General features: G+C 71.2%; 13 protein-coding genes. 3 read left to right on the forward strand and 10 right to left on the reverse strand.

Annotation, left to right across the window (positions count from 1 at the left end; genetic code table 11):
• Positions 1-3: 3 nt before the first annotated feature.
• Together AB0D74_RS18135 and AB0D74_RS18140 are read right to left on the reverse strand one after the other, a co-directional pair.
• A complete protein-coding gene (locus AB0D74_RS18135) occupies positions 4-888 on the reverse strand; it encodes an aldo/keto reductase (RefSeq protein ID WP_362587115.1) in 885 nt (294 codons plus the stop codon).
• Complete coding sequence (locus AB0D74_RS18140) at positions 888-2330, reverse strand: MFS transporter (protein WP_362587118.1); 1443 nt, start codon at positions 2328-2330, stop codon at positions 888-890. Before AB0D74_RS18140 ends, AB0D74_RS18135 begins: the two co-directional genes overlap by 1 nt.
• A gap of 312 nt (positions 2331-2642) precedes the next feature.
• Between AB0D74_RS18140 and AB0D74_RS18145 the strand changes: the two genes are divergently transcribed.
• Positions 2643-3542 (forward strand): helix-turn-helix transcriptional regulator, encoded by a 900-nt coding sequence (locus AB0D74_RS18145; RefSeq protein WP_362587121.1) that lies wholly within the window; start codon positions 2643-2645, stop codon positions 3540-3542.
• A 12-nt stretch (positions 3543-3554) separates the two neighbouring features.
• On the opposite strand, the gene AB0D74_RS18150 is transcribed toward AB0D74_RS18145, so the two are convergent.
• Entirely contained in the window at positions 3555-4442 is an 888-nt protein-coding gene (locus AB0D74_RS18150; protein WP_362587124.1) for a helix-turn-helix transcriptional regulator, read from the reverse strand.
• A gap of 246 nt (positions 4443-4688) precedes the next feature.
• On the opposite strand from AB0D74_RS18150, the gene AB0D74_RS18155 reads away from it, so the two are divergent.
• Positions 4689-5705, forward strand: a complete 1017-nt coding sequence (locus AB0D74_RS18155) for a zinc-dependent alcohol dehydrogenase family protein (RefSeq protein WP_362587128.1) — start codon at positions 4689-4691, stop codon at positions 5703-5705.
• A gap of 122 nt (positions 5706-5827) precedes the next feature.
• Complete coding sequence (locus AB0D74_RS18160; protein WP_362587131.1) at positions 5828-6244, forward strand: cupin domain-containing protein; 417 nt, start codon at positions 5828-5830, stop codon at positions 6242-6244.
• 12 nt (positions 6245-6256) lie between these two features.
• Here AB0D74_RS18160 and AB0D74_RS18165 read toward each other — a convergent pair whose 3' ends face one another.
• From AB0D74_RS18165 to AB0D74_RS18195, 7 genes are read right to left on the reverse strand one after another with little or no spacing between them, the layout of a single operon-like run.
• Complete coding sequence (locus tag AB0D74_RS18165) at positions 6257-7072, reverse strand: alpha/beta hydrolase (protein WP_362587134.1); 816 nt, start codon at positions 7070-7072, stop codon at positions 6257-6259.
• Positions 7069-8676: a glycoside hydrolase family 43 protein gene (locus AB0D74_RS18170; RefSeq protein WP_362587616.1), complete on the reverse strand. Its 1608-nt coding sequence runs from the start codon at positions 8674-8676 to the stop codon at positions 7069-7071. Before AB0D74_RS18170 ends, AB0D74_RS18165 begins: the two co-directional genes overlap by 4 nt.
• A 32-nt stretch (positions 8677-8708) precedes the next feature.
• Positions 8709-9713, reverse strand: coding sequence for an alginate lyase family protein (locus AB0D74_RS18175; RefSeq protein WP_362587137.1), 1005 nt, complete (start codon positions 9711-9713; stop codon positions 8709-8711).
• Between the two features lie 33 nt (positions 9714-9746).
• A complete protein-coding gene (locus tag AB0D74_RS18180; protein ID WP_362587140.1) occupies positions 9747-9848 on the reverse strand; it encodes a twin-arginine translocation signal domain-containing protein in 102 nt (33 codons plus the stop codon).
• A 10-nt stretch (positions 9849-9858) separates the two neighbouring features.
• Positions 9859-12813 carry a Tat pathway signal sequence domain protein gene (locus AB0D74_RS18185; protein ID WP_362587143.1) on the reverse strand — a complete coding sequence of 985 codons (2955 nt, stop codon included), beginning with the start codon at positions 12811-12813 and terminating at the stop codon, positions 9859-9861.
• A gap of 10 nt (positions 12814-12823) precedes the next feature.
• Positions 12824-13690: a carbohydrate ABC transporter permease gene (locus AB0D74_RS18190; protein ID WP_362587146.1), complete on the reverse strand. Its 867-nt coding sequence runs from the start codon at positions 13688-13690 to the stop codon at positions 12824-12826.
• A complete protein-coding gene (locus tag AB0D74_RS18195; RefSeq protein ID WP_362587149.1) occupies positions 13687-14640 on the reverse strand; it encodes a sugar ABC transporter permease in 954 nt (317 codons plus the stop codon). The genes AB0D74_RS18190 and AB0D74_RS18195 overlap by 4 nt, the downstream gene beginning before the upstream one ends.
• Positions 14641-14671 lie beyond the last annotated feature (31 nt).

A 14671-nucleotide genomic window follows, 5' to 3' on the forward strand; every position in this document is an offset into this window, starting at 1 on the left:
GGGTCAGGCTTCGGGGACGGTGCGGCCGTAGCGGGCGAGGGTGACGTTCTCGGGTTCGGGGCCGCCGCGCCGGCCGGTCTCCAGCGCGTCGAGGGCGGTGAGCTCCTCGGTGGTGAGCTCGAAGTCGAAGACGTCGATGTTCTCGGCGATGCGTGCGCGCCGGGTGGACTTGGGGATGACCGAGCGGCCCTGCTGGATGCCCCAGCGCAGCAGTACCTGGGCGGGGCTCTTGCCGTGCGCCTCGGCGACGCGGGTGACGGCGGGGTCCTGGAGGACACTCCTGCGGTCCTCGCCGTAGCCCGGGTAGAAGGTGATCCCGCCGATGGGGGACCAGGCCTGGTTGAGGATGCCGTGCCGGTCGTCGAGGTCGAGTACGGCGCGCTGCTGGAAGTAGGGGTGGATCTCCAGCTGGTTGACCGCGGGGACGACGGACGTGGCGTCGAGCAGTGCGGTCAGGTGGTCGGCCATGAAGTTGCTGACGCCGATGGCCCGGACCCGGCCGTCGGCCAGGAGCTTCTCCAGGGCGCGGTAGGCGTCGAGGGTCCGGTCGAAGTCGGACGGCAGGGCCTGGTGCAGGATCAGCAGGTCGATCCGGTCGACACCGAGTTTCGCGGCGCTCTTGTCGAAGCCGTGCAGGGTCTCGCCGTAGCCGTAGTCGCTGATCCAGATCTTGGTCTCGACGAAGATCTCGTCACGGGGTACCCCGGACTCGCGGACGGCCCGGCCCACCTCGCGTTCGTTGCCGTAGGCGGCGGCGGTGTCGATGTGCCGGTAGCCGAGGTCGAGGGCGTCCTTGACGGCGGCCACGGTCTCGTCGGGCGGGGTCTGGAAGACGCCGAGGCCGAGGGCGGGCATCTCGACGCCGTTGTTGAGGGTGAGGGTCTGCATCACAGGGACCTTTCGTCGTGTGCGGCCCGTGCGGGCACGATCAGGGTGAGGACGGTCACGACCGCCAGCGCGAGCAGGACGGCGGAGCCGGTAAGGGCCGTTCCCGAGCGGGCCGCGATGTCCGTGGCCGCGTGCCCGGTGGAGACGGAGGCGGCGACGGCGGTCAGGACGCTCAGGCTCAGCGCGCTGCCGATCTGGTGCACGGTGTTGACCAGGCCCGAGCCGGCCCCCGCGTCCGCCGGGGCCACGCCGTCGACACCGCTGGAGGTCAGCGGGGCCAGCGTCAGGCCCTGGCCGGCGCCGATGACCACCATCGGCAGGGCCACGCCCGTCAGGTAGGGGGTGTGCAGGTCCAGGCGGCTGAGCCAGGCCATGCCCACCGTGGTCAGGACGATCCCGGTCAGGAGCACCAGCGGCCGTGCGGCGCGCTCCAGGAGCCGCGGGACCTGGACGGCGAGGGCGAAGTTGGCCAGCGTCATCGGCAGGAACGCGAGGCCGGCCTGGAGCGGTGTCCAGTGGTAGACGCTCTGCACGAACTGCGCGGTGAAGAAAAAGAAGCCCATCATCGCGCCCATGTAGAGCATCCGGGTGACGTAGGCGCCGCTGCGCTCCCGCGCGGCGAACAGCCGCAGCGGCACGATCGGCTGCGCGGCCCGCCGCTCCACCCGCACGAACAGCCCGAGCATCACCGCCCCGGCCACCAGCGGCCCCAGGGTCAGGGGCGCGGTCCAGCCGACGTCGGCGGCGTCCACGATGCCGAGGACCAGCGCGGTCGAACCCAGCGTCGCCAGCACCGCCCCGGCGATGTCGAAGCGGCCCGGCCGGCGTTCGGTCTCGGGCAGGAACCGCGGGGCCAGTGCCAGCATCCCGACGCCGACCGGGACGTTGAGGAAGAACCCGGCCCGCCACGACACCAGGTCCGCGACCAGACCACCGACGACCAGTCCGAGGGCGGCGCCCAGACCGGCGACGGCGCTGTAGGCGGCCATCGCCCGGTCACGGGCCCGGCCCTCGGCGAAGGTACGCGTCAGCAGGGACAGTGCGGACGGGGCCAGCACCGCGGCCCCGACGCCCTGGAGCGCCCGGGCGCCGATCAGCCACCACTGGGTCTGCGCCGCGCCCACCAGCAGCGAGGTCAGCGAGAAGACGACCAGGGAGAACAGGAAGACTCTGCGGTGTCCGAACAGGTCACCGGCCCGGGCTCCCAGCAGCAGCAGTCCGCCGAAGACCAGGACGTAGGCGTTGGTGATCCAGGACAGGCCGGTCTCGGAGAACCCCATGTCGGAGCGGATCTGCGGCAGCCCGGTGAAGACGATCGAGTTGTCCAGGATCACCATGAAGTAGCTGACGCAGATGATCGCGAGGATCAGCGTCGCGTGGACCGGAGTCCCGTCGGGGCGCACCGCCGCCGGTGCCGACCCGCGCTCTGCGGCGGTGGTCATCGCGTCACCGGCCCCGTCACCCGTCCCGTCGCCGGTCCCGCACCGGTTCTGGCGTCGGCGTCGCCGGATTCGTACATGAGTGCTGCGCGCACGGTGTTCCTTCGGATCGGTTCCATCGGACCGGCCGAGGACTCGCAGCCCTCGGCCTCCTCCAGGGAACCGCGGGCGGACGCGCAGGTGGGAGTCACTCCTGTTCCAGGTAACGGCAGTACCTCGCAGGCGTGCACCGACGCACCTACCGTGAGGGGGCGGGCCCGATCGACACCGCCCGAGCACGCCCGCCGTCGCCGATCAACTTCCCGAGGCCTGACCATGACCGAGAGTGACAAGAAGAAGGACCTCGCCGGCGAGGTGCGTGAGTTCCTGAGCACCCGGCGGGCGCGTATCACCCCGGAGCGGGCCGGGCTGCCCGTGTTCGGCGGGAACCGCCGGGTGGCGGGCCTGCGCCGCGAGGAGGTCGCGCTGCTGGCGGGCATGAGCGTGGACTACTACGTCCGGCTGGAGCGCGGAAACCTCAGCGGTGCCTCCGACTCGGTGCTCGAAGCCCTCGCCCGCGCACTCCAGCTCGACGAGGCCGAGCGCGCCCACCTCTACGACCTGGCCCGCGCGGCGACCCCGTCGGGCCGCCGGTCCGCGGTGACCGCGTCCCGGGTGCGGCCCACGATCCTGCGGCTGCTCGACTCCATGACCGACGTGCCGGCGTACGTGCGCAACGCCCGGTTCGACGTCCTGGCCGCCAACACACTGGGCCGGGCCCTGTACGCTCCGGTCTTCGACTCGCCGCTGTTCGCCCAGCGCGGGCCCGTCAACACCGCCCGCTTCATGTTCCTGGACCCGGCGAGCAGGGAGTTCTGGGTCGACTGGGAGAAGGGCGCCGACGACGCGGTGGCCTTCCTGCGCGCCGAGACGGGCCGGGCGCCGCACGACAAGGCGCTGACCGACCTGGTCGGCGAGCTGACGACGAGGAGCGACGACTTCGCCCGCCGCTGGGCCCGCCACGACGTCCAGTTCCACCGCACGGGGGTGAAGAACCTGCGCCATCCGCTGGTCGGCGACCTCGCCCTGCCCTACGAGGCGATGGACCTGCCCTCCGACCCCGGCCTCCGCCTCAGCTTCTACACCCCCGAACCCGACTCCCGGGAGCGGGAGGCACTCGCCCTCCTGGCCGGCTGGACGAGCACCGCCACCGTCGTCCCCACCCGGAACGACTGACCACCGGAGGAGTCAGAACGCCCGTGGCCGCCCCGCAAGGGCTTCCCGGGTGGCGGCCCAGGAGGCGAGCAGGCGCAGGCCCTCCTCGGAGGGCGAGCCGGGTTCCGCGGTGTAGACGGTGACGGTGAGGCCGGGCTCGGCCGCCATCTCCAGACCCTCGTAGGCGAGGGTGATGTCCCCGACGGCCTCGTGGTGGAAGTTCTTGGTCCCGGTGCCGTGGTGGCGGACGTTGTGCGCGCCCCAGCGGGTGCGGAAGTCGTCACTGCGGGTGGAGAGCTCGCCGACCAGGTCGTGCAGCTCCTTGTCGTGGGGATTGCGGCCGGCCTCGGTGCGCAGGATCGCGACGGTGATGTCGGCGGCCGGGCCCCACTCGGGGTAGAAGCGGCGGGCAGCGGGGTCCAGGAAGGCGAAGCGGGCGAGGTTCGCCTGGTTGTGGGGGTTCGCGTAGAGGTCGCTGTAGAAGGCGCGGGCGAGCGTGTTGGTGCCGAGGACGTCCATCCGGCCGTTGCGGACGAAGGCGGGGCCCGCGGTGATCGCGTCGAGCGTCCACTGGAGGCTCGGGTGCGGGACCCACTGCCGGGCCGGGCGTCGGCGCCGGGGGCGGGTGAGCGCGTCGGAGCCGTCGGCGGCCTGCGCCAGATGGACCAGATGGGCGCGTTCGGCGTCGTCGAGCCGCAGGGCACGGGCGACGGATTCCAGGACCGCGGGGGAGACCCCGGCCAGACTGCCGCGTTCGAGCTTGGCGTAGTACTCCACGCTCATGTCGGCGAGGGCCGCGACCTCGCTGCGGCGCAGCCCGGGAACGCGGCGCCGGGTCCCGGAGGGCAGCCCCGCCTGCTCGGGGGAGATCTTGGCGCGCCGCGAGGTCAGGAACTCGCGGACCTCCTGTTGGTTGTCCACCCTTCGACCGTACGTGCAGCGGGCCGCATCAGGGATGTACTGCCGGTACACCCATCGACGGTGACTGGCCGGCCGCCGCCGGGGGCGGTTACCTGGAGGACGTGGCGCCGTCCCCGGCCGCCCGCCGGTGTGGACGGGGACGCCCGCCCCCGGCACGCGGACACCTCGCGGCTACCCATCGGCCCGGGACCGGGCCTGTCCGGACCGCCCTCAGCGGCCCGACCTCACCTGAGCAAAGGAACCCCCATGCGCGGCGCAGTGATCCACGCCCCCGGTGACGTCCGCTTCGAGACGCTGGACGACCCGAAGATCCTCCATCCCACCGACGCGGTGATCCGCACCGCCGTCACCTGTGTGTGCGGCTCCGACCTGTGGCCCTGGCGCGGCCTGGAGCCGATCGACGGCGCCCGTCCGATGGGCCACGAGTACGTCGGCTTCGTCGAGGAGGTCGGCTCCGAGGTCACGGCCGTGCAGCCCGGCCAGTTCGTCGTCGGCTCGTTCGCCACCTCGGACAACACCTGTGCGAACTGCCGCAACGGCTTCCCGTCGAACTGCCTGCACCGCGAGTTCATGAGCACCTGCCAGGCCGACTACGTCCGCATCCCCAACGCCCAGGGCACCCTCGTCGCCACGGACGAGGTGCCGGGCGAGGAGCTGTGGCCCGGTCTGCTGGCCGTCTCCGACGTCATGGGCACCGGCTGGTGGGCCGCCGAGGCCGCCGAGGTGGGGCCGGGATCCACCGCCGTGGTCGTGGGCGACGGCGCGGTCGGCCTGTGCGCGGTGATCGCCGCCAAGGAGATGGGCGCCGAGCGGATCATCGCCATGAGCCGCCACGAGTCCCGGCAGAAGCTGGCCCGCGAGTTCGGCGCCACCGACATCGTCACCGAGCGCGGCGACGAGGGCATCGCCCGGATCAAGGACCTCACCGGCGGCATCGGCGCCGACAGCGTTCTGGAGTGCGTGGGCACCGCCGAGGCCATGCGGCAGGCGCTGCACTCCGCACGCCCCGGCGGCAGCGTCGGCTTCGTCGGCGTCCCGCACGACGTCGCCGTCGACGGGCAGGAACTGTTCTTCTCCCACGTCGGCCTGCGCGGCGGCCCCGCCCCCGTGCGCCGCTACCTGCCCGACCTCATCGAACGCGTCGTGACCGGCCGGATCGACCCGGGCCGGGTCTTCGACCTCACCCTGCCCCTCGACCAGGTCGCCGAGGGCTATCGGGCCATGGACGAGCGCCGGGCCGTCAAGGCACTCCTCAAGCCCTGAGAACCAAGGAGTGATCGCAGCCCGGTGACGGTCGGCGTCGGCGACCGCCGCGCCTGACACCCGCACCCCGCACCCCACTTCCCGTAACCGCAACCGCAACCGCACAGCAAGGAACGCCTTCCGTGGAACTCGTCACGCAGACCCCGACCGCCAAGGCTCCGGCCGAGCGCTTCACCGGCGACGTCTACCTCAACATGATCCAGACCCCCGCCGAGCCGGCCCGGCTGGCGACCGCCCTGGTCCGCTTCACCCCCGGCGCCCGCACCAACTGGCACTCCCACGCCAACGGCCAGACCCTCTACATCACCGACGGCGTCGGCCTCGTCGGCACCCGCGACGGCGACGTCGTACGCGTCAGCGCCGGCCAGACCGTCAAGTGCCCGCCCGGTGAGGAGCACTGGCACGGTGGCACCGACACCACCCTCATGGCGCACATCGCCATGGTGGTCGGCGTCGCCGACGGTGACGGCACCACCTGGCTGGAACCGGTGACCGACGAGCAGTACGCCCAAGCGCTCGCCGCCACCGTCACCCCCTGACGGCCGATCGCCTCAGGCGCGGCCGGGCCCCGTGCGCGCCTCGTCCGCCGCCCACTCCTGGATCAGCCGGACCGTACGTTCGGGGTGCTCCTCGTGCAGGTAGTGCCCGCTGTCGGGCCAGTGCTCGACACGGGAGCCGGGCACGTGCAGCGTGTCGCGCTCCCACGCGGCGGCCTCCGCCGAGGTCCACACGGTCAGGGCGCGCCGCGTCCGGCGTCGCAGATACGCCTCGCTGTGCGGGCGGACGCCCACCGCGTCCGGGTCGGTGTACATGCCGGCGTAGGCCTGGGCGATGACATGGTCCGGGGTGCCGAGCACGGTACGGACATGTGCGGTCCGCAGACCCACCGGAGCCACCGGTGAGAACGCACCGGCGACGAAGTCGGCTGCCGCCCCTGCGCCCAGTGCCCGGTACCGGGCCAGCCGAGCCGGGATCCGAGTCACCTCGTCGCCGTGCGCGCCGTGTGCCGGGTCGAGGGCGACGACGGAGCGGACGAGGACCGGATGCCGTACCGCGAGCAGGTTGACGACCTGTCCGCCCATCGAGTGGCCCACGACGACCGTCGGCCCGGTGTCCAGGCGGCCGAGCAGCGCGGCGAGGTCGTCGGCCATCTCCGCCGGGGTGTTGCCCTGGTCCGGTACCTCGGAGCGGCCGTGGCCCCGTAGATCGGGGACGATCACCCGGAACCGGCCGGCGAGGGCCTCGGCGTGCGGGGACCACTCGCGGCCGTCCCCGCCCCAGCCGTGCACCAGGAGAAGGGGCAGGCCCTCCGCGGGGCCGAGTGCGGTGCAGAAGAGGCGGACGCGCCCCAGGGGGAGGATGGTCATGCGTCACGGTCCGGGGTGGTGAGGTAGGTGGCGTAGGCGAAGTCCGCGTGCACGCCGGCGCCGTCGAGGTCCTGCGCCCACAGCCCCAGCATCGCGCCGGTGAATCCGAGGACCCGGAGTTGGCCGTCGTGGACGTCGTCGGCGTGCTCGTCGGACAGCACGGTGGCGTCGAGTTCGAGCGGCAGCACGCACATGCCCTGGCCCGTGTCGTAGGAGAAACGCAGGACGGGAAGGTCGAGTTCGGCGTGGAGCACGACCGCGCGTCCGGGGACGAGAGGCACTGTCGGCCGGTGGGCGACGAGGCGTCCGGCCTCGCAGCTCAGCGTGCGCAGGACCGGGGATCCGTCGTCCTCGGCCGTCACGTGGAGGTAGTGCCAGTTGCGGGTGTTGTAGTACGCGGTGAGTCCGGCCATGTGGTCGGGGGAGCGGGGGGCGAAGGTCAGGCTCGTCCGGAGGGAGCAGCGGCTCGCGGTCACCCGGCGGGCGAGCAGGCTGGGGGCGCGGCGGCCGACCGGTGACTGGCCGCCGTGGACGCGCAGTCTCCCGGGCGCCGGTTCGATCCAGTCCCGGCCGGCCGGCCGGCGCAGGGTGGACCAGTCGGGGCCGAGGGCGGGGGTGTCGAAGAGGTCGGTCGCGGGCGGCCGTTCGGGCGCGGGCGCCGGTGGGAGGGCGGGGGCCGGGACGGTGACGGCGGGGACGGCCCCGGCGATGCGGGGCCAGCCGTCCTCGGTCCAGGTCACCGGCTGCAGCGCGGTCTCCCGGCCGAGCACGCACCGGCCCCGCTCGGTCAGGGGGCGGGCGGCGATGTGGGCGGCGTACCACTCCCCGGCCGGTGTCTCGACGAGGGAGCAGTGACCGGCCTTCTGCAGTGCCAGCGCCGGGTCGTGCCGGGAGGTGAGCAGGGGACCGGCCGGGTCGGGCTCGTACGGGCCGAACAGGCTGCGGGAGCGGGCCACCGCGGCGCCGTGCTCGTAGCCGGTGCCGCCCTCGGCGTGCACCAGGTAGTACCAGCCGTCCCGGCGGTACAGGTGCGGGCCCTCGGCGACCCCGGCGGCGGTGCCGACGGAGATCGTCCGTGGCGCGCCGAGCAGGGTCCGCGTCGTGCGGTCGTACTCCTGGAGTTCGATCCCGGCGAAGGACTCGTGGTCCGGCCGCCAGTCGAAGCGCATGTTCAGCAGCCAGCTGCGCCCGTCGCCGTCTGTGCTGTCGTCGTGGAAGAGGGACACGTCGAAACCGCGGCCGTGCAGCGGGACCGGGTCCGACCACGGGCCCTCGACCGACGGGGCCGTGGTGACGTAGTTGGGGAGGTCCTTCCAGCCCTCCGCGTAGGTGTCGACGACCGTGAAGACGAGGTGGAACAGGCCGTCGGCGTACGACAGTCCGGGTGCCCAGATCCCGCCGGAGTCGGGGACGCCGGTCAGGTCGAGCAGACGCGTGCTGTCCAGAATCCCGCCCAGCGACCGCCAGTTCACCAGGTCCCTGGAGTGGTGGATCCGGACGCCCGGACACCACTCGAAGGTGGAGGTGGCGACGTAGAAGTCGGCGCCGACCCGCAGGATCGCCGGGTCGGGTTCGAAGCCCCGCAGGACGGGGTTCTGGATCAGCAGGCTCACGGATGCTCCGGTCGGAGGGCGGATCAGAGGGTGAACAGCAGGGTGCCGAAGCCCACGTGGTCGCACTGGAACGCGGCGCCCTCCGGCTGGAGTTTCGCAACGGCGGCGTAGGTCCACGGGGTGGGCAGGCTGCGGCGTTTGACGTAGTGGTTGAAGGCCAGCTCGTAGATCGGGCGCAGGTTGCCGCGCTCGACGGTGGAGATGGCGTTGTAGGTGGCCTGGCAGGAGCCCCAGACGGTGTAGGGGACGTCGTTGCCGAGGTTGTACTCGGCCGTGTACTCGTAACCGGCGAGCAGGCGGTTGGCGGAGGCGGAGTAGAGATCCTGGCCCTGCACCCAGGCGATCTCGCAGGCCTCGGCCATGCTGCCGAGGATGAGCTGGGTGTGGGCCTGGTCGCGTCCGCTGTCCACGCACTGCCCGGTGTCGCTGATCACCCGGCTGATCTTGCAGCAGTCGTGCAGATAGAAGGCGTCGACGGCGGCGTTGTAGACGGAGGTGTCGTTGCAGAACACCCCCATGGCCATCATCGCCTTGACGCAGTTGGTGCCCCAGCCGGCGTCACCGAAGGTGTTGACGAGCGGGATGCAGACGTTCCTGAAGAGGTTCTCGGTCTGGGTGATCTCCGACGCCGACCAGCTTCCGGAGGGGGCGGTGTAGCGCATGAGTTCGGCGGCTGCGGCCAGCTTGAAGCCGTAGATGGAGGCCGCGAGCTGGGCGTCCTTGCCGGTGATGGAGGTGAGGGTGGCCGACCAGGCCTTGATGATCTGGAGGGCCTTGGCGGCGTGGGCGGTGGTGCCGGTGAGGTTCCACATCAGGGCGTTCTGGTAGGCGGCGTTGCAGTCGTTCCAGAACTCCCAGTTGTGCAGTTCGGTCGTGCCCCGGTCGACCGAGGCGAACGGGCCGAGCATCGCGTACGACGACTGCGAGTACGGATCGGCCCTGAAGACGTTCCAGCCGCTGAGCCAGGGCTCGGTACCGGCGGCGATCCTGGTCCTCATCCGCTGGATGTCGGAGAGCTTGTGCAGCACCCCGGGGTGGATGAACGAGGTGAGGGCGTCCGCCTAGGGGGCGAGGACCAGCCCGGTGGCGGCCACGGCGGTGCCGACGGCGGTGATCTTCAGGAACCGGCGGCGGGTGGGGGCGGGGAGGTGCGGCTCGGTCATGCGGGCTTCCTCACGTGTCGTCGCGTCCGGCACCCCGGTGGAGCACGAGGGTGCTGTGCGGGCCGACCTTCGGGCGCTGCCCGGCGCCCACGTTCCTGCCGGTGGCCAGGTCCCGGGCCGGGCCGAACTCCGGGCGGGCGGGGAGGGTGAAGGTCCGGTCGGTGCTGGTGTTCATGGCGATGAGGTAGTCGCCGTACTCGCACAGGTAGAACGGTGCGCGGCCGACCAGCATGGTCTCCACGCCGTCGAAGTGGACGCCGAGGGCGGGGTCGGGGACGTCCGCCGGGACGGGCGCGAGGTGGTACACGTCTCCGGCCAGGGCCTGGTGGAGGGTGTCACCGGGGGGCGGGAAGCCGCCCGGCGGGATGCCGGCGGCGCCGGGGTCGTTGATGGCGTAGTCCCACAGGATCCAGTCCCGGACGGTGAACGTGTCGTCGGTGGTCCCCGCCGAGCGCTGACGGACCGTCGCGGACCGCTGGTCGGTCGGGGTGAGGTGGTGGATGCGGGCGTAGTCGTTCACGCCCTGGCGGGCCCGCCAGTACAGGGAGGCGAAGAGGAGTTCCCTGCCGTTCTTGACGGCGAGGCAGCCGTTGTCCTCGTCGGTGAAGACGAAGTCGGGGCGGTCCCAGTCCGTGGGGATACGGGCGGGACGGCCGGGCAGCGCCTGGAAGACGTCCCAGTCCCGGGAGACCAGCCGGAGCGCGGCGAGTCCGACGCGGGTCCAGGTGTGGTTGATGAGCAGGTCCAACTGCCGGTAGAACTGGCCGTCGTTCATCATCTCCTGGGTCCAGCCGACGATGTCGGGGTCTTTGAACACGACGGCCGACATGACCGGGTGGGAGTCCCAGACGGTGCGGGACGCGTACGCGATCTCGCCGGGGTAGACCTCGTTGCGCCAGCCGATGACGGTCTCGATCCGGGCGACCCGGGCGCCGGTCTCGTCGACGTCGACGACCCGGAACCGGCCGCGCGCCTTGATGATGTCGACCATCTGCTTGCGCAGTTCGGGCGCGTCCTGGCCCTGGTGTCCGCGGGTGACGGACTCGTACATCATGACGAGCCAGTCGATGACCTCGCCGTAGCTGCCGACATAGCCGAGTTCGCGGGTCAGGCCGGCTTTCGTCACCTGGTAGTAGCCCTCGCCGAGCGGCTTGGTCGGGTTGCCGTCCGCGTCCTCGGGGCCGAGGTAGGGGGTCATGCCGAGCGACTGGTAGAGGTAGCCGCGCGCCTTGTCCTCGGGCAGGGCGAGGTCGGGGGCGAGCAGGCCGAGGCCGCGGTTGGCCTGGTAGATGCCGATGGCGCAGATCTGCGTCTGGTTGCTGTAGTGCGGGAAGTGCCGGCGCCAGTAGTCCCGGCTGGACTGGAGCATGTCGGTGTAGGCGGCACGCCGGACCGGCGGCTCCACCGTGCCGGTGCCGGCGGGGGCGATGGCCACCACGTCGTCGAACCAGGCGGTGCCGGGACCCGACAGCCGCAGGTGCATCTCCAGCTGGGTGGCGCCGTCGGGGGTGTCCAGGTCGATGGAGACGTACTGCCAGTCGTGGGTGCCGGTGGCGGCGAACGCGCGGTGGTCGCTGCCGACGAGGTTGCCGCTGGCGTCGAAGAACAGCGGGTCGATATGGGCGCCCTGCCCGGTGACACCGTCGGTCCTGATCCACGCGCCGTAGGTGTAAGTACCCTTGCCTATCCGGGTCTTGGGTGAGGAGTACACGGTGATGAAGCCGTTGGCCGCGGTCGCCGTCACCTTGAGGGAGGCGGATCCGGTGCGGGCGACGGTGGTGTCGCGGGCCCAGTCGGCGTCGGCGGTCTTCCCCCAGCCCGGCACCTGCCAGCCCTCCGGGGTGTCGCCGCCCTCCTCGAAACCGGGGTTGGCGATGTCGTACGGCGATCCGGTGACCTTCTGGTCCAGACGGTCGCCCAGGTGCTCCCAGAGCAGCGCGAGGACCAGGCCGACCCGGCCGAAGCCCTGCCACTGCTGGTCGGAGCCGGTCAGCACCGTCGGGTCGTTCTGCCAGGCCATGTAGCGGCCGTCGAGCGCCCGCAGGACGCGGTCCAGGGCGACGGGGTTCTGGTAGGCCGGGCTGCCGGACCAGAGGTAGCCCTCGGCGAGGGACTGGAAGGCCCAGGCGTCCATCCCGGCCGGGTTGGCGCCGCTGAGGTAGTACTTCTGGTCCTTGTCGACGCGCCTGCGGACGGCGTCCAGGGCCTCGGGGCCCTCGACCTCCCGCACCTTGGGGACCGGAGCCGGGCCCTGCGCCTCGCCCTTGGGCGGGACGAAGCAGGGCTCGGTGTGGGTGTAGAGGCGGTAGATGCCCCGCGAGGGCGTCGTCATCTTGTAGTAGAGCTGGTCGGCGTTCTGGCCGTAGGACCAGATGCGGCCCATGGACCGGATCTCCAGCGTCACCTTCTTCCTGCCCCGGGTGAGCCGTTCGGGCAGCGGCAGGGTGTGGAAGAAGAAGCGGCCGGGGCTGCGGGGTGCCGTGTCGAGGATGTCGAGGCTGTCGACGGCGCCCTCGTCCTGGTGGCCGACCTGGAGGCCGTCGCAGAACAGCTGTAGCCGCCACATGTTCGTGCCGGACGCGGACTGCTGGGAGGTCGGGTCGTAGTCGTCGCCCCAGAGGCGGACGGTGACGTAGGTGGTGTCGGTCGGGCTGACGGTGACGTCGAACTTCAGGGCGCCGCCCCAGTAGGCCGCGGGTTCCGCGGGGTTGAGGACGCGGGCCGGCTGGCCGAGGCCGCCGGTGACGGTGTCGGAGAGGGTGGCGGTGAGGTGGTGCGCGGACTCGGAGGAGGTGTTGCCGAAGACAACGATGTCCAGAGGCTTGCAGACCGCCTTCGCGAGGGCGGGTCCGGCGGCGGGTGCGGCCGTGGCGGGCTGGGTGCTCAGCAGGCCGAGGCCGGCCGCCGCGGCGCCGGTGGTGCCGGCGTACTTGAGGACGTCACGTCTTCTGGGTGCGTTGGGCACGGCTGGTCCTTTACTTGAGGCTGCCCATGAGGATTCCGCTGCGCCAGTACTTCTGGAGCGCGAACATGAACACCGCGAGCGGAACGATCGACAGCAGGGATCCGGTGAGGACGAGGGTGTTCATGTCGCGGGCGGTCTGCGCCTGCTGGAGCCACGAGTAGAGGCCCAGGGTGACGGGGAAGGTGCGCTCGCCGTTGAGCATGAACAGGGGGAGGAAGAAGTTGTTCCAGATGTCGATGAAGACGAGCATGAAGATGGTGATGCCGCCGGTCCGCATCAGCCTCAGCGCGACCGACCAGAAGATCCGCAGCTCGGAGGCGCCGTCGATGCGGGCGGCCTCCATCAGCTCGGTGGGTACGGAGCTGTCCGCGTAGACCTTGCCGAGGTAGACCCCGAAGGGGTTGATGAAATAGGGGATCAGGATCGACCAGATGGTGTTGGTCAGCCCGATCTTGGCGAAGACGAGGTAGAGCGGGAAGGCCAGCAGGGTGCTGGGCAGCAGCGAGGCGCCGACGATGACCGCGAACAGGGCGCCGCGCCCCGGGAAGTCGAACTTCGACAGTCCGTACCCGGCGGCGAGCGAGATGAGGGTGGAGCCGGCCGCGCCGAGCGTGGAGTAGAGGATCGAGTTGCCGATCCAGCGGGTGAACACGCCGTCGTGGTAGGTCCAGATCTGCTGGAGGTTGTCGCCGAGGTGGTTCGAGGAGAACCAGAGGCCGAACGTGGAGTACAGGTCGGTCTGGTTCTTGGTCGCGGAGACGATCAGGAACCAGGTCGGTGCAAGGGAGTACAGCAGGAAGAGGACCAGCAGACCGGTGGTGAGGGCCACGGCACGGCGGGTGGGGCGTGCTCCGCCCCCGGTGGCGACACTGCTCATGACATCTTCCTGTTCGTCACGCGGTGGAACACGAAGGCGAGGATGCCGGTGACGACGGCCAGCACCAGCGACTCGGCAGCCGCGTACTGGTAGTTGCCGGCCTTGAACGCCTGGTCGAAGATCTCCATCATCGGCGTGAAGTCGGTGTTGATCGACTCCGGTGCGATCTGCCGCAGCATCAGCGGTTCGGTGAACAGCTGGAGCCGGCCGATCAGGGAGAACATGCCGGTCAGGACGAGAATCCCGGTGATGTTCGGGACCTTGACGGACCAGGCGATCCGCCACTCCTTCGCCCCGTCCAGCCGGGCCGCCTCGTAGAGCTCGCGCGGCAGCGCCTGGAGGGAGGCGGAGATGAGGATCATGTTGAAGCCGATGCCCTGCCAGGTCAGCAGATTGCCCAGCGAGAGATAGGTGTTGAGGCCGCCGAAGAAGTCGACGTCGGTGCCGGCCCGGTGTGCCAGGTCGAGCAGCGGGCTGCCGGTGGGGCTGTAGAGGAACAGCCACATGACGGTCGAGACGACCGCGGGCACGACGTACGGGATCAGCAGCGCCGCCCGGAAGAACCGCACCGCCCGCGCCGCGACCCCGTCCAGCAGCAGCGCCAGGAACAGCGAGATCCCGAGCATCACCGTGATCTGGACCAGGCCGAACAGCAGGGTGCGCAGCATGCTCGCCCAGAAGGCGTCGTTGCCGAGGACGGAGGCGAAGTTGTCGAATCCGCTGTAGACGGTGCGCGTCGGCCCGAAGCCGAGACCGGTGCCCTTCTTCTCGTACAGGCTCTGGCCGAACGCGTAGCCGATCGGCAGCACGTAGGTGACCAGGAACCCCACGAGGAAGGGCAGCGTGAACAGCACTCCCTTGTAGGTCCCCCGTCTCCCGGTCCGGCGGGGGGAGGGCCGCCGGACCGGCGAGTCGGTGGCGACCTCGGGCGGTCGCGTCTGGGTGGACACGGATATCTCCAGTGCGAAGAGGGGGTGGGCG

The sequence above is a fragment of the Streptomyces sp. NPDC048278 genome (assembly GCF_040652195.1).
In the GTDB taxonomy this organism is placed as follows: domain Bacteria; phylum Actinomycetota; class Actinomycetes; order Streptomycetales; family Streptomycetaceae; genus Streptomyces.

Coding starts and splice junctions, on each gene's coding strand:
- AB0D74_RS18135 (WP_362587115.1), bottom strand. CDS start 888: ATGCAGACCCTCACCCTCAACAACGGCGTCGAGATGCCCGCCCTCGGC.
- AB0D74_RS18140 (WP_362587118.1), bottom strand. CDS start 2,330: ATGACCACCGCCGCAGAGCGCGGGTCGGCACCGGCGGCGGTGCGCCCC.
- AB0D74_RS18145 (WP_362587121.1), top strand. CDS start 2,643: ATGACCGAGAGTGACAAGAAGAAGGACCTCGCCGGCGAGGTGCGTGAG.
- AB0D74_RS18155 (WP_362587128.1), top strand. CDS start 4,689: ATGCGCGGCGCAGTGATCCACGCCCCCGGTGACGTCCGCTTCGAGACG.
- AB0D74_RS18165 (WP_362587134.1), bottom strand. CDS start 7,072: ATGACCATCCTCCCCCTGGGGCGCGTCCGCCTCTTCTGCACCGCACTC.
- AB0D74_RS18180 (WP_362587140.1), bottom strand. CDS start 9,848: ATGACCGAGCCGCACCTCCCCGCCCCCACCCGCCGCCGGTTCCTGAAG.
- AB0D74_RS18190 (WP_362587146.1), bottom strand. CDS start 13,690: ATGAGCAGTGTCGCCACCGGGGGCGGAGCACGCCCCACCCGCCGTGCC.